Here is a 19,943-nt window from a genome sequence, read left to right as displayed (position 1 = left end):
TTTAGACACTGACTTATTTCCCTTCGCTATGCGCAAAAACAGAACGCCCGTCATCAGGGCACGGGCCGGTGATTGACGGGCAGAACGAATTTCGACCGTGACGTTCAGGTAGTGAATGGCAGGGTGAGCGGCATTTTAACCTTGCTGCGGGTTGGCAACAAGATGGGGCCGAAGGAATCAACGGCCCCAGAGGGCAGGTAACTGAAGGTTATCGCTTAACTTTTCAGCTTGGCGGTGATTTTCGCCACATGTTCGCCCTGATAACGGGCAATGGTCAGCTCTTCCGGGCTGGGTTGGCGTGAACCGTCGCCTCCGGCGATGGTAGTTGCGCCATAAGGGGTACCGCCGCGGGTTTGCGAGACATCAAACAGTTCCGGGGTGGCATAGCCGATCGGCACAATAATAAAGCCGTGGTGCGCCAGCGTGGTCCAGGTGGAGGTGATGGTGTGTTCCTGACCGCCGCCGGTGCCGGTGGAGGAGAAGACGCTGCCCACTTTGCCGTACAGCGCACCGGAAGCCCACAGCCCACCGGTTTGGTCGAGGAAGGTACGCATTTGCCCGGCCATATTGCCAAAGCGGGTCGGGGTGCCGAAGATAATGCCGTCGTAATCGGCCAATTCCTGCGGGCTGGCTACCGGCGCTTTTTGATCTTGCTTGCCGCCGGCTTTGGCAAAGGCTTCTGCCGGGATGGTTTCCGGCACGCGTTTCAGGGTCACTTCAACGCCACTGACCCGGCGAGCGCCTTCCGCTACCGCCTCTGCCAGGGTTTCAATATGTCCGTACATTGAGTAATAAAGGACCAATATTTTCGCCATGTTCCATTCTCCGCTCTGGTGATTGCAAGATATGCCCCCCTAAGCATAGGAGTGAATGAAGAACTTATCCTCGCGGTTTTATTTTATTCCGGCTATCGCCAACAGTGTACCGAAGGTAATCAGCAGGCCACCGAAGGCTCTGTCGATACCTTTGCGCATACGCAGCAGGCGAGCATTGATGCGGGGGGCAGAAAACAGCAGCGCGACGGCACTGAACCAGAGTATATGGGCGAGCGAAATAAACAGTCCATAACCGATCTGTACGCTGAGCGGTGTCTGCGGGTTAACCACTTGCATAAACAGGCTGACGATAAAAATGGTGGTTTTCGGGTTGAGCACGTTGGTTAAAAAGCCGGTTTTCAGCGCGACAATATCGTTGACGGCGGCTGGGGTGCTGGAAGACGGGGCGGCATGGGCACCGGCGTTACGCAGCATACTGACGCCAAGATAAATCAGGTAGGCGGCGCCAATCGCCTTCAGCAGGGTGAACAACCACAGCGACTGCTGGATTAGCACGCCGACCCCAATCAGGGTGTAGCTGACATGGACCAATACGCCTGCGCCAATGCCACAGGCGGTCACTACCCCGGCGCGGCGGGATAGCAGCAGGCTGTTGCGTGACACCATGGCGAAGTCTGGCCCTGGGCTGATGACGGCGAGTAAAGTGATGGTGACGACAGCGAGGAGTTCGGTCATAGTGATCCTGGTAATAAATCAGAAAAGAGTGGCTGATTTATAAGAGAAATGACCGATGGTGACAAACGATGAAAACTGACCGTATCGGTGAGAAAAACTCACCTAGTGCCAACCGTCCGCTGTCCCTGGGAGGGCTGCGTTGTTTTGAGGCTGCTGCGCGGCTGGAAAGTTTTACCCAGGCGGCGAACAGCCTGAGTCTGACGCACGGTGCGGTTAGTCGTGCGGTCAGGGGGTTGGAGGATGAACTCGGCGTGATGTTATTTGAACGCCGCCATCGGCGGGTGTACCTGACGGCGGCCGGTCGTACGCTATTGCAGGCGTCACAACAGGCATTTGGCATTCTGGAGCACAGTGCACAAACGCTGCGGCAGCAGGCGCAGGACGCACCCTTGGTCTTGTCCTGTGAGCCGACGCTATTGATGCGCTGGCTGATACCGCGTCTGCCGGCATTTCAGTTGGCACACCCGGACATCAACCTGCAACTGGTGGCTGGTGGTGGGCCGTTTTCGTTTCACGATGGGATTAGCGCCGCTATCCGTCGCAACGATTTTGACTGGGGCGATAAGCTGCACAGCGTGGCGTTGTTCAAGGAACGGGTCGGGCCGGTGTGCAAACCAGAAATGCTACGGCGTTTCGTTATCGCCAATGGCGGCCAGCCGCAGTTGAGTCAAGATGCGGTGTTATTGCATTCGGCCACCCGACCCGATGCCTGGCGACAGTGGGCGCAAGTACAGGGCGTCGCACTGGCGGGGCGATCGGAACAGCGCTTTGATCATTTCTACTTCAGTTTACAGGCGGCGGTGGCGGGGATAGGTATAGCTATTGGCCCGTGGCAACAGGTGCGTGATGATGTCGCTAGCGGGTTGCTGTGCGCACCTTTTGGCTTTTCGTCGGACGGCAGCGGTTACTGTTTGCTGACGCCGCAAGAAATCCGGCCGGGCAGTGCGCTGGCCCGGTTGGCGGATTGGCTACAACTTACGTCATGCGCCTGAGTTTTTCTGCCAGGCGTTGTTGTTGCCAGCGACTGAAAAAATCACGCAACAGCAGAGTACGGGTGGCACGCATGACCAGTGCGATGCTCATGCCGCCGATGGCCCACAGCGACCACAGATATTGCGGATGGGTAAACCAGTTGATGGCAAACAGCATCAGGCCGATGCAGGCAAACCGTACCGCCATACTCAACAACTTGGTTTCCGCCTCTACCTGCCGGCGAATGGCCTGTTCTGCCTGATAGTCGTTATCACTCTTGTCCTGCTGCGTCGGCTGATAAAGATCGCTGACCTGCAGCCCCAGGGCAGCGGCAATGGCGGTCAGGGTTTCCAGACTGGCCTGTTCGCCATTTTCAATACGTTGAACCGTACGGGTACTGAGGCCGGCAATGGTGGCCAATTGCTCTTGTGACCAGCCTTTTTCCAACCGTAATTGCCTGATGCGATAAGTTTGCATTGCGTTCTCCAAAATGAACCCTCAATGAGGCAAAGTGTAGGGGCTGGCAGCGTCGACTGCCACGACAGTAGCATGACATATGTACGACAAAGGGGTGACAGCCCGCTGAAAATGCGGGCTGTCGTGGCGACTAGAAGGTGACGTTGCGGATAAAACGCAAGGGTTGCTCGCTGCGGTTAGCGTAAGCATAGTGTTGATCGCTGTTGAACACCTGGGTTTGGCCAGCTTCCAGCGTCAAGGTTTGTTGTTCCAGTACCAGCGTCAGACTTCCGCTGATGACGTAGATAATTTCGCTCCAGCCTTCGGCATCTGGCACCGAGTCGTAGTGCTCGCCCGGCATCAGCGTCCATTCCCAGAGTTCAACCCGCTGGCGCGCAGGCACGCTGGCGGCGAACAGCGCCTGACTTGCCGGTTGAACCCCTTGCCAGGCCAGTTCACCCACCAAATGGTTGCCACGCGCTTCGGGTGCCTGGATAAGATCGGTGAAGGCGATATTCAGCGCATCGGCCAGTTTGTCCAGCACCGCCAGGCTGACGTTACGGTCACCGGCTTCAATGCCGGCCAGCATGCGGCGACTGACGCCGGATCTTAGTGCCAGCGCCACCTGACTGAGCCCCGCCTGTTGGCGATAGCCGCGCAGGTTGCTGCTCAGGTATTGCAGCACCTTGGGCGCTTCATGTTTGCCGCTGTTCACTGTATTGCTCATCCGCAGGCTTTACCTCATACTGGCAGGATCTGTGCATTATATTGCACCCAGCAGGAAGGGCAAGCCGGTGTCCGCAGTAAAAAAATCCTTTATTTCCACCTTCATTCCCAGGATCAAGCGACAGGAAGCGGTGTTGATTTTCATCACCATGATCTGGGGCGGCACCTTTTTGGCGGTACATCTTGCCATGCAGGTCAGCGGGCCGTTCTTTTTCGTTGGTTTGCGCTTCGCCGCCGCCACGCTGGTGCTGATGTTGTTTTCGCTGCGCAGTCTGCGCGGGCTGACCTGGTATGAGTTGAAAGCGGGCGTGTTTATCGGCGTGGCTATTATGTTCGGCTATGGTCTGCAAACCGTGGGGCTACAAACCATCAGCAGCAGTCAGTCGGCGTTCATTACCGCCATGTATGTGCCTATGGTGCCGCTGCTGCAGTGGCTGGTATTGGGGCGTTTTCCCGGCGTGATGGCCTGGGTTGGCGTGTTGCTGGCATTCAGCGGCCTGATGCTGCTGGCGGCGCCGAGCAGCACCGATATGGCGCTCAGCGTGGGTGAGATACTGACGCTGATTGGTACGCTGGGCATGGCCGCCGAGATCATTTTGATTAGCGCGTATGCGGGTAAGGTCAATGTTAAGCGGGTGACGTTGGTGCAACTGGCGACCGCCTCGCTGGCCTCGTTCCTGATGATGGTGCCGACCGGTGAGTCGGTGCCGCCGTACAGCAGCTATCTGTTATACAGCGCGATCGGTCTGGGGATGGCCAGCGCCATTATTCAGGTGACGATGAACTGGGCGCAACGCAGTGTTTCACCGACGCGCGCCACGGTCATCTATGCCGGCGAGCCGGTCTGGGCCGGGTTGGTCGGGCGTATTGCCGGCGAACGTTTGCCCGGTGTAGCCCTGTTAGGCTGCGCGTTAATCGTGTTGGGGGTGCTGGTCAGCGAGTTGCGCATTCGCCGCAAGGGAAAAGCGGCGGCGCTGGCCGAATAAGGCCCGGTTACCGGGCCATCGCGATATCTTAACGTACGGGACTGTCTGCCAGCGGCAGTGCTTTGCGCTTGCGCAGCAGGGCATTGAGGATAATGGCACCGAAAGTGGCGGTGCCGATCCCGCCCATGGTGAAGTTACCAATGGTCAGTGCAAAATCCCCCGCACCCAGCACCAGCGTGACCGCCACCATAATCAGGTTGCCGTTATCACCCAGATCCACCTTGTTCTGCACCCAGATACGCGCTCCGGCGACGGCGATCAAACCGAACACCACTACCGAGGCGCCGCCCAGCACCGGGCCGGGAATGGTGTGGATCAACGCACCGAACTTCGGTGAAAAGCCCAACACAATCGCCACCAATGCCGCCGCGACAAACACCAGCGTAGAGTAAATCTTGGTCACCGCCATCACGCCGATATTCTCAGCATAGGTGGTCACTCCGGTACCGCCCACCGAGCCGGAGAGCATGGTCGCCAGGCCATCCCCGACGAAGGCGCGGCCGATATAAGGGTCGAGATCGCGGCCGGTCATGCCCGCCACCGCTTTGACATGCCCGAGGTTTTCCGCCACCAGAATGATCGCCACCGGGGCAATCAGCAGCATGGCGTGCAGGTTAAACACCGGCGCGGTGAATTGCGGCAGACCGAACCAGGCCGCCTGGCTCAGTGCGCTGTAATCCACCGGTTTGCCAAGCCCCAGGCCGTTGGTCGCCACCACGTAAATCAAGTAGGCGGCAATCAATCCCACCAGGATCAACAGCCGCTGCATCAGCCCACGGGTGAATACCGCTACAGAGCCAATACACAGGATGGTGACCACCGCCATCCAGCTGTCGAAGTTGGAGGCCGAGACGCTGTGTACGGCGATAGGGGCCAGGTTCAGGCCGATCGCCATCACCACGGCACCGGTCACCACCGGCGGCATCAAACGTTCGATCCAGCGGGTACCGACGCTCATCACCACAAAGCCGATCAGCAGATACACCAGGCCGCAGGCGATGATGCCGCCGAGCGCCAGCGCAATATTCGGGTTGGCGCCCTGGCCGCTGTAGCCGGTCAGGGTGATCACCAGCCCGACAAACGCCGCGCTGGAGCCGAGGTAACTCGGTACCCGGCCGCCAACCACCAGGAAAAACAGCAGCGTGCCGATGCCGGACATCAGAATAGCCAGATTGGCGTCAAAGCCCATCAGTAGCGGCATCAGTACCGTGGCACCAAACATCGCCACCGCATGTTGCAAACCCATCACCAGCGTCTGCGCCAGCGGCAGCCGTTCATCGGGCGCGACGATCGCGCCGTCCAGACTGCCTTGTTTCATACGCCATTGGGGAAACCAGGTATTCGCCATCGTTATCTCCAAAATGTTGAGTGCGGGTTAGGGTGACTGGTGAGTGCGTGTTTAGCTATTATCCGTCGCTGCCTGCTTTGGCAACGCGTGGTAGCGTCGGTCGAAGTAGGCCAGGCCATGGCTATCGTCATTGCGCGTCAGCGCTACCGCCTGACAAAACAGAATGTCGTGGGTGCCGACGCTGACAATCTGACTGATCAGGCAGTCGAACGAGACCACCGCACCGTGCAAAATGGGGGAGCCGGTCGCCAGCGTAGACCAGCGCGCAGCAGAGAAACGCAGGTCCATCGGCGTTTTTCCGCCAAACAGATTCGACAGCGACTCGTGTTCCGCCGCCAGGGTATTGACGCACAGCGTCTGGTTTTGCTTAAACACCGAATAGACCGAGGCGGAGCGGTTCAGGCACACCAGCAACGTTGGCGGCGTATCGGTGACGCTGCATACCGCCGAGGCGGTAAAGCCGGCACGGCCGGCGGGCCCATCGGTGGTGATGATATTGACCGCCGAACCCAGGCGCGCCATGGCGTCGCGGAAGTCCTGTTTTTCTACGTACGGTGGCGCTAGTGGCGCATCGGCAAGCAGCGTTTGGCTTTGCATGAGGTATCTCCGGGTCTAGGGTGCAAGGCGGGTGTTGGCGTGCGGTGTTTTCAACAGCCAGCCCAACAGAATGCGGTTAAAGTTCTCTGTGTCGGTCACACTCATGGCATGGCCGCCGTACGCCATCTCTGCCAGTTCGCCGTTCGGCAGACCGGCCGCCAACTGATGTGAGCAGTGATAGGGCACCAGCAGATCGTCGCGGGAGCACAGCGCCAGGGTCGGCGTGGTGATGTCCGCCAAATGCGGACGGAAATCGGTATTCATCAGCGCATTCAGACGGCGCAGCAGGTTTTCGGTACCCTGAAAATGCGTGGTCTGGTGCTGCAGTTCTTCATCCAGCAAGGCCTGGTGCTGCGACAACCAGTCTGCGGGGAACAGGAACAGCGGTTGAGCGCGCACGTAGGCTTCCACGCCGCTGTTGAGCAACAGATCCTGACGTACTTTGAAGCAGCGCTGGGTCTGGCTGTCCAGCGTCGGCCAACCGTTGACCACCACCAGTTTTTCGATCAACTGCGGGTGCGTGAGCGCCAATTGCAGGCCAATCATGCCGCCAAGGGCATGGCCGACGAAATAACAGCGTTCTACGCTGAGTGAATGCAGCAATTGCGCCACTTCATCGGCCATATCGGCCATGCTGTAGCCGTCGGGGACTTCACCTTTGCTGTGCGCGGTACCGAAGTGATCGTAAACCACCACCCGGAAATGCTCGCTCAGCGCGCTAATCTGCGGTTGCCAAAAACTGCCTGAGCCACCCAGCCCGGCGGAGAGTACCAGCGTGGGTGCCAGCGGTGTGTCTTTCCCCAAAATCTCAAAATACATGCTCGATCCTCAGCGAATAATGACTCAGTGGCCGATATGGGCCACGGTGGCGATTTCAATCAGGGCGTCCGGCTTCACCAACCCGCACTGAATGCAGTAACGTGCTGGTTTGTCGCCGGGGAAATACTCCGCATACACCTGATTGACCGCGGCATAGTTTTGCCAGTCGGTGAGGAAGATCGAGTTAAAGGTCACGTCGTCCATGCTGCCACCGGCGGTTTCGATCACGCTTTTGATGGTTTCCAGCACGTGGCGGGTTTGCGCCGCCGCGTCACCGATATGCACCACGTTATTGTCTTTGTCGAATGCCAGCGTGCCCGAGACGTAAACCACGCCGTCGGCCAGGGTGCCGGGGACGAAAGGGGCCAGTGGTTTGCCGGTGCCCGGCGGAGTAATGATTGTTTTTGGCATAGTGGTGCTCCTGGTGAAAATTTAATTTTTGGTGAATAAAAGCAAAACTCATGCCGTCTGACTGAGTGGGGCGGCTAGCACGCCACAGAAGCTGTCGACGTCCGACACCCAGCCAAAGAAGGTTTCGATGTTGTACAGCGCCGCCTGCTGGGCGAACTGCGGTCCCGCCTGGTGAGTGGCGTCGGCCAGCACGATGCCGAAATACTCGAGGAAAAAACCGTCGCGCAGCGTGGACTCGACGCAGACGTTGGTAGCGATGCCGGTAAATACCAGATGATGAATGCCATACGAGCGCAGCAGGCTGTCGAGCTGGGTGTTAAAGAAGCCGCTGTAGCGTGGTTTGGGGATCACGATATCGCCGGGTTGCGGCTGCAGTTCGTCGACCAGATCGTAGTCCCAGTCACCCTTGGCCAGCAGCTTGCCCATCAGTTCCGGGCGTTTACGCATGGTTTTCAGCGCGTTGGATTTATGCCAGTTGGGGGAACCCTGGCCGCCGGCCTCGACGTACTGGTTGTCCCAACCGTTCTGGAAGAAGATCACCTTGATACCGGCGGCACGGGCAGCGTTGATAGCGCGTTTGATGTTGGCGATTACCGGGGCGGTGGCCGAAACATCAAACCCGGCGAGATCCAGATAGCCGCCCTGCGAAGCGTAGGCATTTTGCATATCGACCACGATCAAGGCGGTTTCCTGCGGTGCAAAGGCGATAGCCTCCGGACGGGCGGGAAGGGTGACGGTAACCTCGGCCTGCGGTGACTGACGGCGCACCACCGGTTGGTTTTCAACAATTTTCATCATGCCACCTCGCGGCTTGCAGCGGTTTGTGGGCAAACATCGGCGCGGCTTTTCATCAGTGGCTGGATGCGCTCGCCAAAGTCTTCCACCCCTTTGACAAAGTCATCGAAGGTCAGCAGCACGCCTTCGGTACCGGGGACGGTGGCGATTTCATCCATCATGCGGGCCACGTTGGCGTAGGAGCCGACCAGCGTACCCATGTTGATGTTGACGGCGGAGGTGGGGTCCGCCATCTGGCGCACGTTGGTGTCGGCGCCGGATTTGGTGTCCTTGCCGCTTTGCTCGGTCAGCCAGGCCAGGGCTTCGGTATCGGCCCCTGCTTTATAGCTTTCCCATTTGGCGCGGGCGGCCTCGTCGGTTTCATCGGCAATGATCATAAACAACACGTAGCAGGCCACGCTGCGGCCTTCGCTATCCGCCGCAATTTTCAGGCGAGCCGCCGTCGGTGCAAAGGCGGTCGGGGTGTTGACACCCTTGCCAAAGCAGAAGTTGTAATCGGCATATTTGGCCGAGAAAGCCATGCCCGCGTCGCTCTGCCCGGCGCAGATCACCTTGATGTCCGCCTGCGGCTGCGGACTGACGCGACAGTCGTCCATCTGGAAGAACTCGCCTTTGAAATCGGACTTACCGGTGCCCCAGAGATCGCGCAGCACATTGACGTACTCCGCCAGATAGTCGTAACGGCGACCGAAGTAATCGTCACCCGGCCACATGCCCATCTGCTCGTATTCCGGTTTTTGCCAGCCGGTGACCACGTTCAGGCCAAAGCGACCGTTGGAAATGGAGTCGATGGTGGAGGCCATGCGGGCGACGATCGCCGGTGGCATGGTCAACGTGGCCGCCGTGGCGTAGATCTTGATGCGTGAGGTGACGGCCGCCAGCCCGGCCATCAGGGTGAAGGATTCCAGGTTGTGGTCCCAGAACTCGGTTTTGCCACCGAAACCGCGCAGTTTGATCATCGACAGAGCGAAGTCAAAGTTGTAGTGCTCGGCCTTCTGCACGATGGTTTTGTTGAGTTCAAACGTCGGTTGGTACTGCGGGGCATTGCTGGAAATCAGCCAGCCGTTGTTGCCGATCGGAATAAATACGCCAATTTTCATTTGAACACCTCGGGTCTGCGAATGGGACGGTTCATGTGCTGCCTGAAGACTTCTCGCCGGGCAGCGCTGGATACAACGACTATTGCAAACGCAGTGCCAGTTTTTAAAATGGCTTATTTATCAACAAATTGTTTTTAAGGTGTGACTTTTTTGTTGAGTGAATGGTCTAAAACAGACCATTTGGTCAAAAATAGCTGCACAAAAAACAGGCGTGGCTGCGCGTTAAAGGTGCAAAGAATCACTCGGAAGGGGTAGGCAAAAGCGTGGGTTTCACCCAACGGCTTTGTTATGCTGGCTCGAATCAGGTTGCGCCAAGGAGCCGCAGTGAAGCCACAAGCCGTTAAACCCCCCACGCGCCGCTCGCGTGCAGTGGCCGCAAAACGCAGCACCATCATGGACGCGGCGCTGGAGTTCTTCTCGCTGTACGGTATTCATGGCACCAGTCTGGACCAGGTGGCCGAACGCGCCGACGTCTCCAAAACCAATCTGCTGTATTATTTCCCTTCCAAAGAAGAGCTGTACGTGGCGGTGCTGAAAGGCATTCTCGAGGTGTGGCTCGCGCCGCTGAAGGCGCTGCGTGCCGATCAGGAACCCTTGCAGGCCATTCGTGAATATATTCGGCTGAAACTTGAGGTATCCCGTCATCATCCGCAGGCTTCACGGCTGTTTTGTCTGGAGATGATCCAGGGGGCACCCTTGTTGAAACTGGAGCTGCAGGGCGGGTTGAAGGCGCTGGTGGACGAGAAGTCCGCCATGATTGAGCGCTGGATTGCCGAAGGCCATATCGCGGCGGTAGAGCCGCATCATCTGATCTTCATGCTGTGGGCAACCACGCAACACTACGCTGATTTTTGGGTGCAGGTGGAAGCGGTGACCGGCAAGACTCTGGACGATGAGGCGTTTTTTCAGCAGACGGTGGAGAACGTGCAGCGGGTGATTATCGAGGGTATCCGGCCGCGCTAAGCGCCAGGAGCCGGAGGGGGATAGCGGACTATCCCCCTGCAGAGCATTAAGCGGCTTTCTTCTTGCGCAGGAACACGTAGGACAGACCGAGCACCACAAACCACAGTGGCGTGACGATCAGCGCCTGACGGGTATCTTCGCGCAGCGTCAGCAGCACCAACACAAAGGCGAAGAACGCCATACAGACCCAGCACATCAGCTTACCGGCCGGCATCTTGTAGATTGATTTCTGGTGCAGCGCCGGGCGTTGCTTACGGTAAACCAGATACGAGCACAGGATGATGGTCCAGACAAACATGAACAGGATCGCCGAGACGGTGGTCACCAACGTGAAGACCGTCATTACGTTCGGGATCAGGTAAATCAGCACCACCCCACCCAACAGACAGATACAGGAGAAGGTCAGGCCGTTAGCCGGTACCGCCCGTTTGGACAGGTGGGCAAACGACTTGGGTGCATCGCCTTCCTGTGCCAGACCAAACAGCATACGGCTGGTAGAGAATACGCCACTGTTGGCGGAAGAGGCGGCGGAGGTCAGTACCACAAAGTTGATCACGCTGGCCGCGGCAGGCAGGCCAATCAGCACGAACAATTCCACGAACGGGCTCTTGTCGGCGACCACTGAACTCCATGGCGTGACCGACATAATCACGATCAGGGCGAACACGTAGAACATGATGATGCGGATAGGGATCGAGTTAATGGCGCGTGGCAGCACTTTTTCCGGATCTTTGGTTTCAGCCGCGGTGGTGCCCACCAGCTCAATGCCGACAAAGGCGAACACCGCAATCTGGAAGCCGGCGAAGAAGCCGCTGATGCCTTTCGGGAACATCCCACCGTCATTCCACAGATGTGAGAACGACGCGACGGTGCCGGTAGGCGACTGGAACTGCATGGCGATCATCACCAGCCCGGCGATGATCAGCCCGACAATGGCGACGATTTTGATCATCGCGAACCAGAACTCCATCTCACCAAACATCTTCACCGTCGCCAGGTTCAGGCCCAGCAACAGCAAAATGCACAGCAATGAGGCGATCCACTGCGACAGCCCGGGGAACCAGAACTGCGCATAGGCGGTGATCGCCACCACGTCGGCAATACCGGTGACCACCCAACAGAACCAGTAGGTCCAGCCGGTGAAAAATCCGGCCCAGGGGCCGAGTAGGTCGGCGGCAAAATCGCTGAAGGATTTGTATTCCAGATTAGAGAGCAGCAGTTCGCCCATGGCGCGCATCACGAAGAACAGCATAAAGCCGATGATCATGTACACGAAGATAATGGAAGGGCCGGCCAGGCTGATGGTTTTGCCTGAGCCCATAAACAGACCTGTACCGATAGCGCCGCCGATGGCGATCAGTTGAATATGTCGGTTAGTTAGGTTTCGCCGTAGATGATCTTCTGATTCTGGCGCGGCCTCTGCGGCTATTTTAGAGTGATCTACCATCTGATGATGTCCTGTTTTACCTGTCATGAGTGAAATAGCGAGCTCTGAAGTGGCTCTTTTTTATACGATTATCCGGCTGACCCGGCTTTAGTAAGGTAGTGCAATAACGCCACCTTTGTGCAACATGTTTACAACATTTATGCGAGGGATAAAAGTCGATTGTTCTTTACACTGCGGAGGCAAATCGGACGTATTGGGGGCGGAAGATTACTCTGGGTCTTAGCAGATTAATAGCCCTAATGCGGCTTATCTTGTTGATAAAACAGAGGGTTAAAAATACCGCATGAGAAAAACTAATGAGTGTAAGCGTTTGACATTCAGCGGGCGGAAACAAAAACGCTAACTCCCTGGATCGTTAGTTCAACGGGCAGAGTTGCTGACGCTTATTCAATTGATTACAGGGACGAATGCAGCACTTCCTATTAGCTAAATCAATGTGTTAGCAGCTATTTTTTCTTGATGGTTTTTTAAGATTAATGCCTGATTGAGACTCACCCCACAAAAAACGCATTCTCCGACGTGAATATTCAGTTAAGTGATCTGGCGCAAACTGGGTCTGGCCCCGCCTATTTCTCTCGACTTTCAACCGCCGATTTCCTGCAAAATTGATAATGGGACGCCGACGTGAATTAATCCGCTAACCCGTGTGGGGATCCGGTCGTGAAAATGGAATTGCCTTTGCCGGTCGATCTGCTACCACTCCAGGTCGAGTATATTCGAACCTCCCAATCCAGTGGCCAGGGACAATCCAACAATCGACCTCAATGGCTCGGGACATTATCGATTCGGCGTAGACCGGCATCCAGAGAGAGGTGCTGATGAAGCCAGTATGAGTGCCACTCCTTTCTTCACGATGTTGTGTCCTAAGGCTACTTTTACATTTTGGATCGCAAGTATAGTGTCAACTTAATGTTTTCTCTGTGCTTCCCCCTTTCGGTGCCGTCAGCATTGCGGCGTGGGGAGACGCTCCTGCATTCATAAACCCTGCGTCTCAGATTGTTTGACCACCAATCCAGAGTATTTAGAAGGAAAGAACCATGTTCGATATCGGGAAGACCCTAACCGTCGGCAACACCGCTTTGTTCGTATCAGAGGCTGGCAAACCGGAGGGGGAGCCCATCGTTTTGCTTCATGGTGGCCTGGGAAGCCGAAACGACTTTTTACCGCTGGCAAGGCATCTGGTGGCCGACTATCGCTTAATTGCCATAGACAGCCGGGGGCACGGTCGATCGGCGTTGGGAGGCGTTCCTCATCTCACTTACCAGCAGCTTGAAAGGGATTTCGCAGCCGTGCTGGCCGAACTTGGGCTGCAAGATGCTGGGATCATTGGCCATAGCGACGGAGGGATTGTTGCTTTGCGCCTTGCCGTGTCCGGAATTATCCAGCCCCGATTCATCGTTGCGGCTGGTGCGCATTGGCATATGCCAATCGATGAACCTGCCCGCGAGATTTACCAGGGTATCACTGTGGGAGAATGGCGTGAGATGTTCCCTGAACAGGTCTCTCGCTACGAAACAGAGAACCCCACTCCAGACTTTGCCAGGTTGTTCGACGCCACTACCGCCATGTGGCTCGGAAGTGATGACAAAGCTTATCCAGATACTTCGGTGCGTGCGATCGCCTGCCCACTTCTTGTCGTTCATGGGGATGAGGATTTCCTGGTTTCCCGCAGTCAGGCTTTCGAACTGGTCGAGCAGGTAGCCGGATCGCGTTTGCTCAATCTACCCTTTGCATCGCATACCGTGCTGGAAGACGATCCTGAAGCCGTTCTTCCGGCGTTCAGGGCTTTCCTCGCCAGTTTTCAGGCCACTTCAACCTTCTGAACCGGAGTGAATACGGGACTATGCCAACCCTGCCGTTGTTGGCCGTTATCGCAGTTACCCGGTCATTTCCCTAACTTTTCAGCATCAGCCACTCGGGTAATGCCAAAATTCGCTGCGAAGCGTATTCACTTAACTTCTCGGAGCTTATCAAGCCGGTCTCTGATGCTTTTCGAACACCAGATGCTGGCTATTTAAAATATCCGGCTAACCCACATCAAAGCCACTGCCCAAATTGCCGCGGACAGCGCGCTGGCGCAATAAACCTGCTTAAGCGGCAGTGCAATGATACCGGCGACCAAGGGCACGGTGTAGCGCATCACCGCCAAAAAACGTGACATAAACAGCAGTGGCATGCCTTTCTTCTGCAGTGCGGTTTGTGCCCGGTGCAGAGGGGCCTGAAATCGGATCGGCAACCTTTTGAGTGAGCCCCGGCGGCAGAACAGCGCGCCGCAATGGAAGGATAAAACGGAGCCGAGCAGGGCGCCCAGGGTAATCGCCGCCCAAACATGGATGTCGGAAAGTACCGGTTTACCGGCAACGATACCCAGCATCAGTGTGACCGACGCTGGTGGCAGCAGCGAGGAAATGAAAATCACTGACTTGCCACAGGCAAACAGAAAGATCATCAGCAACAGGAAGTCGGGTTCCGGACTGTATTTGGCGATGATGGTGGTTAATTTTTCCATGAAAAACCCTCAGATTATGTGTCTGAGGGCCAGTGTCCCATTCACTATCTCAATAGAAGCTAAATTGAATGGCTCCAGTCGCCTGTGATCCAGCGTTATCCGTTCGCCTGAACCTTGCGTCCCGCGCTGTTTGCAGCCCAACCTCTGAGTGCAAAAATCAGTGCGGCACAGAGCAATGAGAAAACTGCCAGCACGATCAGGCCTGCATGTGGGCTATTGAACCTCAGTTCTGCCTCCGTACGTATCAGCGGTGCCAGGAAACTGAACAATGCGCCCAGAGTGGTACAAAAACCGATGCCGGCTGCCAGCGCCGGGCCTGAAAGGATCTGTGCCGGAAAGGTCCAGAATATCGGTTGTACTGCCAGGAAACTGACGGCGCAGAAACACAGTGCGACAATAGCGACGACAGGGCTTGCATAGGACGAAACGACCAATCCCAGTGCGGCAATCACCATGCAGCCGACGGCGATGGGTAAGCGGCGGGAGGTTTTGCGATCGGCATAGCGTGGGAGGTAATAGACCCCAAATGCGGAAACGGCCCAGGGAATAGCTGCGACCAGTGATGCCTTAAAGCCGAGAGTGGTGCCCATCAGCGAAGCAATCTGTGACGGCAGGAAAAACATCAGGCCATATACGCCGATCTGAATGGTGCCGTAAATAAAAGCCAGGTGCCAGACTTTGGAGTTCTTCAGCGCTTGTTTCACGCTGCTTGCCTCGGTATTTTTTTGCTCCTGGGCCAACTGCGTCACCAACGCCTGCTTTTCTTCCGGGGTCAGATAGCGCGCTTTACCCGGGTTATCGTCAAGATAGAAATAAGCAAAAATCCCCAGTGCGACCGCCGGTAGCCCCTCAAGCACAAACATCCAAAACCAACCCGGACGGCCCAGAATTCCGTGCATTTCGAGCAGAGCACCGGAAATAGGCGAACCCAGCGTTAATGCGGCTGGTACACCGAGCACAAAAATACCGATCACCGATGCCCGTATCTTGTTGGGGAAATAAACTGAGGCAAGCAACAGGATCCCAGGGTAGAAGCCGGCTTCGGCCACTCCCAGCAGGAACCGCAAGACGATAAATTGAATTTCATTGGTAACAAAACCGGTGCAGGCGGAAAGTGCTCCCCAGACGGCCGTAGTGGTGCTGAGCCAGACTTTCGCTCCCAGTCGGTTCATCAGCAGGTTAGCTGGGATGCCGAAAATGGCGTAAGCCGCGAAGAAAATCCCCGCCCCTAACGCAAAGGCAGATTGCGACAGGGCGATATCCACCGACATGGCATCTTTGGCAAAACCTACGTTCACCCGGTCGATAAAGGCGATGAAATACAGAGAGAACATCAGGGGGACCAATCTGCGCCAGGTTTTTCTAATGGCTGAATCGAGCACTGAATTGGTGTAGGGCGTATGGCTCACGGGCTAAACCTCTCAATAGGTTGAACGACTTGGGCCGGCGGGTAGCCGACATCTTTCCTGCATACCTTGTTACTGCCGATAACCCACTGACGTTTTACAACCTGCCGCCTAAAGGTCTAAAGGACTAATGGTCAGGCCTTTGTGGGTGAAAAAACGGGCATTGAGCAGGGCCCAGACCTGTGTGGCCGGGGCTATTGGCTTCAAATGCACATATTTTTACATTTAATTAACTTAAAACTCACACATGGACGAAAGTGATTCAAGTGACGTGATTGATAACTGTGCGCGTAATCACTGAATGCCTGGCGATGAGTGATTGTCGCGATTAATGGAAATTTTCAGGATAGAGTGAGGGCCACTAACAGGAAAGCAGACAGGGAAAAGCACCATGTTAAAAGTGATTGCAGAAGATTTTATCAAGCTTGATTGCGTTGAAACGGTGATGCGGTTGTATCAGGAACTGGTGGAGAAAACGCGGCAGGAGCCGCTTTGCCTTTCCTATGAGCTGTTTATCGATCATCAGGATGCGGGGCATTTTATTTTTGTCGAGGAGTGGCCCGATCGCGCGGCGCTGGACGCGCATTGCCAAACGGAACATTTCAGGCGTTTGGTGCCGTTAATCAACCAGCACCAAAGTAAACCCTGCACCTTCCTGTTTATGCAGCCATTTGCCTCGGTGAAGGGTTAAGGGAGCAAAAAAATCCCCGCAGAGCGGGGTTAATGGCTTCTCAAACACTGTCTTGTAGTGATTAAAAATTAGACTGCGAATGATTGCCATTCACTCAGAATGTTCTTAAAAGGTTTTTGCTGCCTGACGTACCCGGTCTACCCAACTTTGCTGGTAGTCGAAGGCGGGGGCGTCGTGTCGGTTTAATCCATGGCTGACGATAGCCTTCACCGCCTGACTTGCCAGCGGATTTTTCTGCGCAATCTGCCGGGCGAGATTCAGCGACTCCTCATATGCGCTGCCCTCGCTGATACGGGAAATGGCACCCTGTTGCCAGGCTTCCTGTGCGGTGATGATTCGACCGGTGAGTAACCAGTCGAGAGCGATATAAGGGGAGATCCGCGCTGGCAGCCGTGAACAACCCCCTTGCGCGGCAACCAGCCCCAGCCCGGTTTCCGGGAAACTGAACTGTGCGTTGCGGCTGGCGACGATCAGGTCGCAGGCCAGCGCTATCTCGAAACCGCCGCCGAAGGCAATGCCATCCACCGCGGCAATAATGACCTTGGTGAGTTGGGCATGTACCAGCCCGCCAAATCCTCCCGGTTCAACCACCGGCAGTTCGCCCCGCTGGAAGGCTTTGACGTCCATCCCGGCGGAGAACAGCTGCGGCAGGCCGGTCAGGATTATCACCCGGACTCGCTCATCCTGTTCGGCCCGTTGCAGATAACCCTGGATCAGTTGTGCCATCGCCAGATTGATGGCGTTCTTTTTTTCTGGCCGGTTCAGGGTGATCACGGCGATGGCGTCATCTTGCTGATACTGCACGGGGAGTGGCTGGTCAGTCATTGGCTTTTTCTCCCTGGAAGAAGAACAGTGTCAGCAGCAGGGCGATGGCCCCCAATGGCAGTGAAAACAGCGGGAGATAAAAGGCCGGCAGGCTGTACAGCGTCAGGCCGCCGAGCATGCCACCCGCGGCGATGCCGGCATAGAGTACCGAGCTGTTGAGTGAAACGGTCAGCGCGCCAAAGCGCTTTGACAGTGACAACAAGTGGTGCTGGATCGGCACCAGATACATCCAGCCGGTAATGCCCCAGACCAGAAAGATTGCCAGTACCCACCAGGGGGAACTGACGTAAAAAGTCAGCAGGAACAGCGAAACGGTTTGAATCGACACCGAAAACAGCAATACAAACTTGCTGCCGAAGGTATCGGTGAGCAGGCCGGAAACGAAGTTGCCGATCACGGCACCGATACCGAACACCAACAGCGCGATCGGCAAAATAGCCTCCGGGCCAAACTGGGTATTTTTCAGCAGTACGCTCACATAGCTATAAACAATATGCTCGGAGCAGACGGCGAAAAAGGTGATCAACAAGGTGGTCAGCACCGCTTTTTGCCGCAGCGGGGCCAGCCGTTCTTTCAGCGTATGTTTACCCGGCGCTGCGATGGCGCTCAGCGCCAGCGAAAGCCCCAGCAGTGAGACCGCGCCTAACAGGGCAATCAGCAAAAAGATTTCCCGCCAGCCAATCAACCTGGCCAGGAAGGTACCGAAGGGAATTCCGAGGGCGATGGCCAACGTCATGCCGCCGTAAACAATCGATATCGCCAACCCGCGACGCTTTTCCGCTACCAGCCCAACCGCTGCCGCCGCGGCCTGTGGCGTATAGCAAGCCGCGCCCAGCGCCGCCAGCACGCGCCCGGCAGACATTTGCAAAAAGCTGTCGGCGTAGGCACAGACCAGATTCCCAGCGATAAATAACACCAGGGCCAACTGCAAAATATGCTTGCGGTTGAGGTTACCCAGCAGCCAGGCAGTCAGCGGAGCAAACAGCATATAGGCCAGGGCAAAGATTGATATTAACTGCCCCGCCTGCGCGGGGCTGACGGCAAAGGTGCCGGAAATCTCGTCGAGTATGCCGGCGACGATAAACGCATCGGTACCGATGGCGAAGGTGCCGGTCGCCATCAGATACAGCGTAAGAAAATGGCCGTTATAGTCCGTCAACTTCATCCCGCTCTCCGTAACTGGTTGGCGGCCCAGACTTTGCTTAATGCCGCCAGGAAATATTCCACGTCCTCATGAGTATGGGCAGAGGTCGGCGTAACGCGCAAACGTTCGCTACCGGCCGGTACCGTCGGGGCGTTCACCGGCTGTACGTAAATATCGTATTCATCGAGCAGCTGCTTGCTGATGTGCTTGTTACGGTGCGGATCGCCGACCAGTACCGGCAGAATGTGACTGTCCTCCGAGACCAGCGGAATGCCGGCGGCGCGCAGACCGGATTTCAAATGGTCGATAATCGCCAGCAGGTGTTTGCGTTGGTTGTCATGCTCCAGGTTGTATTTGAAGCTGGCCAGCGCGGCCGCCACCACCGGGGCAGGGGACGAGGTGCTGAAGACAAACGCCGGTGACCAGCTACGCACTGCCTCAACCACCACGCGGGGGGCGGCGATGTAGCCACCGGCCGCACCGTAAGATTTGCCAAAGCCGCCCTGAATAATGGTGATTTTGTCCAACAGGCCAAGCTGTTCGGCGTAGCCCAGCCCGCGATGACCGTAAACGCCGGCGGAGTGGATCTCGTCCAGATAGGTTAGCGCCTGATATTGCTCAGCCAGTTCCACAATTTGCGCCAGCGGCGCAAAGTCACCGTCCATTGAATAGAGCGACTCGAAGGCGATCAGTTTGGGCCGATGAGGATCCGCCGCCTGCAGCAGTTCGGCCAGATGCGCTACGTCATTGTGGCGGAAGATTTTTTTCTCCGCCTTGCTGTAGCGGATACCGTAAATCATCGAGGCGTGGTTCAGCTCATCAGAAAACACAATCAGATCGGGAATGGCATCACACAGGGTGGACAATGTGGCGTCATTGGCGCCGAAACCGGTGGTAAACAGCAGTGCTGACTCTTTGCCATAGGCGCTGGCCAGCAGGGTTTCCAGCTCGCTGTGGTAGATCGAGGTGCCGGAAATACTGCGTGCGCCGCAGGTGCCTAGCCCGACGCGGTTTACTGCCTCGGTGGTGGCCAGAATAACCTTGGGGTGATGACTCATCGCCAGATAGTCATTGGAGCACCAGACGTTCAAACGGCGTTCACCGTTCTGACCGTGGCTGGTGGCCCAGGGTTTATCCAACACGCTGCGCTCCAGATTAAGGAACTCACGGAACCGGCCCTGCTTTTTGGTTTCGGCCAGTTTTTCTTCAAGAATGTTCAATACGCTCATACGAAGTT

At 56.5% G+C, this 19,943-nt stretch carries 21 protein-coding genes; 5 read left to right on the top strand and 16 right to left on the bottom strand.

Annotated elements, in window-relative coordinates:
- Positions 1–215 precede the first annotated feature (215 nt).
- Positions 216–815, bottom strand: a complete 600-nt coding sequence (wrbA, locus tag OC597_RS01240) for an NAD(P)H:quinone oxidoreductase (protein ID WP_085116155.1) — start codon at positions 813–815, stop codon at positions 216–218.
- Positions 816–893: 78 nt separating this feature from the next.
- Positions 894–1,511 carry a LysE family transporter gene (locus tag OC597_RS01235; protein ID WP_261253531.1) on the bottom strand — a complete coding sequence of 206 codons (618 nt, stop codon included), beginning with the start codon at positions 1,509–1,511 and terminating at the stop codon, positions 894–896.
- Positions 1,512–1,579: 68 nt separating this feature from the next.
- On the opposite strand from OC597_RS01235, the gene OC597_RS01230 reads away from it, so the two are divergent.
- Positions 1,580–2,503 (top strand): LysR family transcriptional regulator, encoded by a 924-nt coding sequence (locus OC597_RS01230; RefSeq protein WP_262207077.1) that lies wholly within the window; start codon positions 1,580–1,582, stop codon positions 2,501–2,503.
- On the opposite strand, the gene OC597_RS01225 is transcribed toward OC597_RS01230, so the two are convergent.
- Entirely contained in the window at positions 2,487–2,960 is a 474-nt protein-coding gene (locus tag OC597_RS01225) for a helix-turn-helix domain-containing protein (protein WP_262207076.1), read from the bottom strand. The two genes, OC597_RS01230 and OC597_RS01225, sit on opposite strands and share 17 nt — an antisense overlap.
- Positions 2,961–3,090: 130 nt before the next feature.
- A complete protein-coding gene (locus OC597_RS01220; protein ID WP_261253537.1) occupies positions 3,091–3,666 on the bottom strand; it encodes a helix-turn-helix domain-containing protein in 576 nt (191 codons plus the stop codon).
- Between the two features lie 67 nt (positions 3,667–3,733).
- On the opposite strand from OC597_RS01220, the gene OC597_RS01215 reads away from it, so the two are divergent.
- Entirely contained in the window at positions 3,734–4,651 is a 918-nt protein-coding gene (locus tag OC597_RS01215; RefSeq protein WP_261253538.1) for a DMT family transporter, read from the top strand.
- Between the two features lie 28 nt (positions 4,652–4,679).
- Here the strand turns inward: OC597_RS01215 and rutG are convergent, their stop codons facing one another.
- Genes rutG through rutA form a run of 6 tightly spaced genes read right to left on the bottom strand, consistent with a single transcriptional unit; the run spans position 4,680 to position 9,721 of the window.
- Complete coding sequence (rutG, locus tag OC597_RS01210) at positions 4,680–5,999, bottom strand: pyrimidine utilization transport protein G (protein ID WP_261462263.1); 1,320 nt, start codon at positions 5,997–5,999, stop codon at positions 4,680–4,682.
- A gap of 51 nt (positions 6,000–6,050) precedes the next feature.
- Positions 6,051–6,596 (bottom strand): NADH-dependent FMN reductase RutF, encoded by a 546-nt coding sequence (gene rutF, locus OC597_RS01205; protein ID WP_262207074.1) that lies wholly within the window; start codon positions 6,594–6,596, stop codon positions 6,051–6,053.
- Between the two features lie 15 nt (positions 6,597–6,611).
- A complete protein-coding gene (gene rutD, locus OC597_RS01200) occupies positions 6,612–7,415 on the bottom strand; it encodes a pyrimidine utilization protein D (RefSeq protein ID WP_261253541.1) in 804 nt (267 codons plus the stop codon).
- Between the two features lie 24 nt (positions 7,416–7,439).
- Positions 7,440–7,826, bottom strand: coding sequence for a pyrimidine utilization protein C (rutC, locus tag OC597_RS01195; RefSeq protein ID WP_261253542.1), 387 nt, complete (start codon positions 7,824–7,826; stop codon positions 7,440–7,442).
- A 48-nt stretch (positions 7,827–7,874) separates the two neighbouring features.
- On the bottom strand, positions 7,875–8,624 hold the full coding sequence (gene rutB / locus OC597_RS01190) for a pyrimidine utilization protein B (RefSeq protein WP_262207073.1): 750 nt from the start codon (positions 8,622–8,624) through the stop codon (positions 7,875–7,877).
- Positions 8,621–9,721 carry a pyrimidine utilization protein A gene (rutA, locus tag OC597_RS01185; RefSeq protein ID WP_085116164.1) on the bottom strand — a complete coding sequence of 367 codons (1,101 nt, stop codon included), beginning with the start codon at positions 9,719–9,721 and terminating at the stop codon, positions 8,621–8,623. Before rutA ends, rutB begins: the two co-directional genes overlap by 4 nt.
- A gap of 288 nt (positions 9,722–10,009) precedes the next feature.
- Between rutA and rutR the strand changes: the two genes are divergently transcribed.
- A complete protein-coding gene (gene rutR, locus OC597_RS01180) occupies positions 10,010–10,684 on the top strand; it encodes an HTH-type transcriptional regulator RutR (protein ID WP_261253549.1) in 675 nt (224 codons plus the stop codon).
- A 46-nt stretch (positions 10,685–10,730) separates the two neighbouring features.
- Here rutR and cycA read toward each other — a convergent pair whose 3' ends face one another.
- Complete coding sequence (cycA, locus tag OC597_RS01175; RefSeq protein WP_261253553.1) at positions 10,731–12,131, bottom strand: D-serine/D-alanine/glycine transporter; 1,401 nt, start codon at positions 12,129–12,131, stop codon at positions 10,731–10,733.
- 1,037 nt (positions 12,132–13,168) lie between these two features.
- On the opposite strand from cycA, the gene OC597_RS01165 reads away from it, so the two are divergent.
- A complete protein-coding gene (locus OC597_RS01165; protein WP_262207070.1) occupies positions 13,169–13,954 on the top strand; it encodes an alpha/beta fold hydrolase in 786 nt (261 codons plus the stop codon).
- A 191-nt stretch (positions 13,955–14,145) separates the two neighbouring features.
- Here the strand turns inward: OC597_RS01165 and OC597_RS01160 are convergent, their stop codons facing one another.
- Positions 14,146–14,640 carry a DedA family protein gene (locus OC597_RS01160; RefSeq protein WP_261253558.1) on the bottom strand — a complete coding sequence of 165 codons (495 nt, stop codon included), beginning with the start codon at positions 14,638–14,640 and terminating at the stop codon, positions 14,146–14,148.
- Positions 14,641–14,735: 95 nt separating this feature from the next.
- Positions 14,736–15,974, bottom strand: a complete 1,239-nt coding sequence (locus OC597_RS01155; protein WP_314733027.1) for an MFS transporter — start codon at positions 15,972–15,974, stop codon at positions 14,736–14,738.
- 463 nt (positions 15,975–16,437) lie between these two features.
- On the opposite strand from OC597_RS01155, the gene OC597_RS01150 reads away from it, so the two are divergent.
- The gene (locus OC597_RS01150) at positions 16,438–16,737 is read left to right on the top strand and encodes a putative quinol monooxygenase (RefSeq protein WP_262207069.1); all 300 of its coding nucleotides are present in this window, start codon (positions 16,438–16,440) and stop codon (positions 16,735–16,737) included.
- 105 nt (positions 16,738–16,842) lie between these two features.
- On the opposite strand, the gene OC597_RS01145 is transcribed toward OC597_RS01150, so the two are convergent.
- Genes OC597_RS01145 through hemA form a run of 3 tightly spaced genes read right to left on the bottom strand, consistent with a single transcriptional unit; the run spans position 16,843 to position 19,935 of the window.
- Entirely contained in the window at positions 16,843–17,562 is a 720-nt protein-coding gene (locus tag OC597_RS01145) for an enoyl-CoA hydratase-related protein (RefSeq protein ID WP_262207068.1), read from the bottom strand.
- Entirely contained in the window at positions 17,555–18,727 is a 1,173-nt protein-coding gene (locus tag OC597_RS01140) for an MFS transporter (RefSeq protein WP_262207067.1), read from the bottom strand. Before OC597_RS01140 ends, OC597_RS01145 begins: the two co-directional genes overlap by 8 nt.
- Positions 18,724–19,935: a 5-aminolevulinate synthase gene (gene hemA, locus OC597_RS01135; RefSeq protein ID WP_261253571.1), complete on the bottom strand. Its 1,212-nt coding sequence runs from the start codon at positions 19,933–19,935 to the stop codon at positions 18,724–18,726. Before hemA ends, OC597_RS01140 begins: the two co-directional genes overlap by 4 nt.
- Between the last annotated feature and the right edge of the window lie 8 nt (positions 19,936–19,943).

The sequence above is a fragment of the Serratia proteamaculans genome, assembly GCF_946227095.1.
Taxonomy (GTDB): Bacteria; Pseudomonadota; Gammaproteobacteria; order Enterobacterales; family Enterobacteriaceae; genus Serratia; species Serratia proteamaculans_E.
Note: the sequence above shows the minus strand (reverse complement) of the source record. Positions and strands in the feature narration are given on the sequence as shown.

Excerpts from the sequence above, each read along its gene's own strand:
- rutD (WP_261253541.1), bottom strand. The coding sequence starts at position 7,415 with ATGTATTTTGAGATTTTGGGGAAAGACACACCGCTGGCACCCACGCTG.
- OC597_RS01230 (WP_262207077.1), top strand. The coding sequence starts at position 1,580 with ATGAAAACTGACCGTATCGGTGAGAAAAACTCACCTAGTGCCAACCGT.
- OC597_RS01150 (WP_262207069.1), top strand. The coding sequence starts at position 16,438 with ATGTTAAAAGTGATTGCAGAAGATTTTATCAAGCTTGATTGCGTTGAA.
- wrbA (WP_085116155.1), bottom strand. The coding sequence starts at position 815 with ATGGCGAAAATATTGGTCCTTTATTACTCAATGTACGGACATATTGAA.
- rutR (WP_261253549.1), top strand. The coding sequence starts at position 10,010 with ATGCTGGCTCGAATCAGGTTGCGCCAAGGAGCCGCAGTGAAGCCACAA.
- hemA (WP_261253571.1), bottom strand. The coding sequence starts at position 19,935 with ATGAGCGTATTGAACATTCTTGAAGAAAAACTGGCCGAAACCAAAAAG.
- rutA (WP_085116164.1), bottom strand. The coding sequence starts at position 9,721 with ATGAAAATTGGCGTATTTATTCCGATCGGCAACAACGGCTGGCTGATT.
- OC597_RS01140 (WP_262207067.1), bottom strand. The coding sequence starts at position 18,727 with ATGAAGTTGACGGACTATAACGGCCATTTTCTTACGCTGTATCTGATG.
- OC597_RS01235 (WP_261253531.1), bottom strand. The coding sequence starts at position 1,511 with ATGACCGAACTCCTCGCTGTCGTCACCATCACTTTACTCGCCGTCATC.
- rutB (WP_262207073.1), bottom strand. The coding sequence starts at position 8,624 with ATGATGAAAATTGTTGAAAACCAACCGGTGGTGCGCCGTCAGTCACCG.
- rutC (WP_261253542.1), bottom strand. The coding sequence starts at position 7,826 with ATGCCAAAAACAATCATTACTCCGCCGGGCACCGGCAAACCACTGGCC.
- OC597_RS01225 (WP_262207076.1), bottom strand. The coding sequence starts at position 2,960 with ATGCAAACTTATCGCATCAGGCAATTACGGTTGGAAAAAGGCTGGTCA.
- cycA (WP_261253553.1), bottom strand. The coding sequence starts at position 12,131 with ATGGTAGATCACTCTAAAATAGCCGCAGAGGCCGCGCCAGAATCAGAA.
- OC597_RS01160 (WP_261253558.1), bottom strand. The coding sequence starts at position 14,640 with ATGGAAAAATTAACCACCATCATCGCCAAATACAGTCCGGAACCCGAC.
- OC597_RS01220 (WP_261253537.1), bottom strand. The coding sequence starts at position 3,666 with ATGAGCAATACAGTGAACAGCGGCAAACATGAAGCGCCCAAGGTGCTG.
- OC597_RS01145 (WP_262207068.1), bottom strand. The coding sequence starts at position 17,562 with ATGACTGACCAGCCACTCCCCGTGCAGTATCAGCAAGATGACGCCATC.
- rutF (WP_262207074.1), bottom strand. The coding sequence starts at position 6,596 with ATGCAAAGCCAAACGCTGCTTGCCGATGCGCCACTAGCGCCACCGTAC.
- OC597_RS01165 (WP_262207070.1), top strand. The coding sequence starts at position 13,169 with ATGTTCGATATCGGGAAGACCCTAACCGTCGGCAACACCGCTTTGTTC.
- OC597_RS01155 (WP_314733027.1), bottom strand. The coding sequence starts at position 15,974 with ATGTTCTCTCTGTATTTCATCGCCTTTATCGACCGGGTGAACGTAGGT.
- rutG (WP_261462263.1), bottom strand. The coding sequence starts at position 5,999 with ATGGCGAATACCTGGTTTCCCCAATGGCGTATGAAACAAGGCAGTCTG.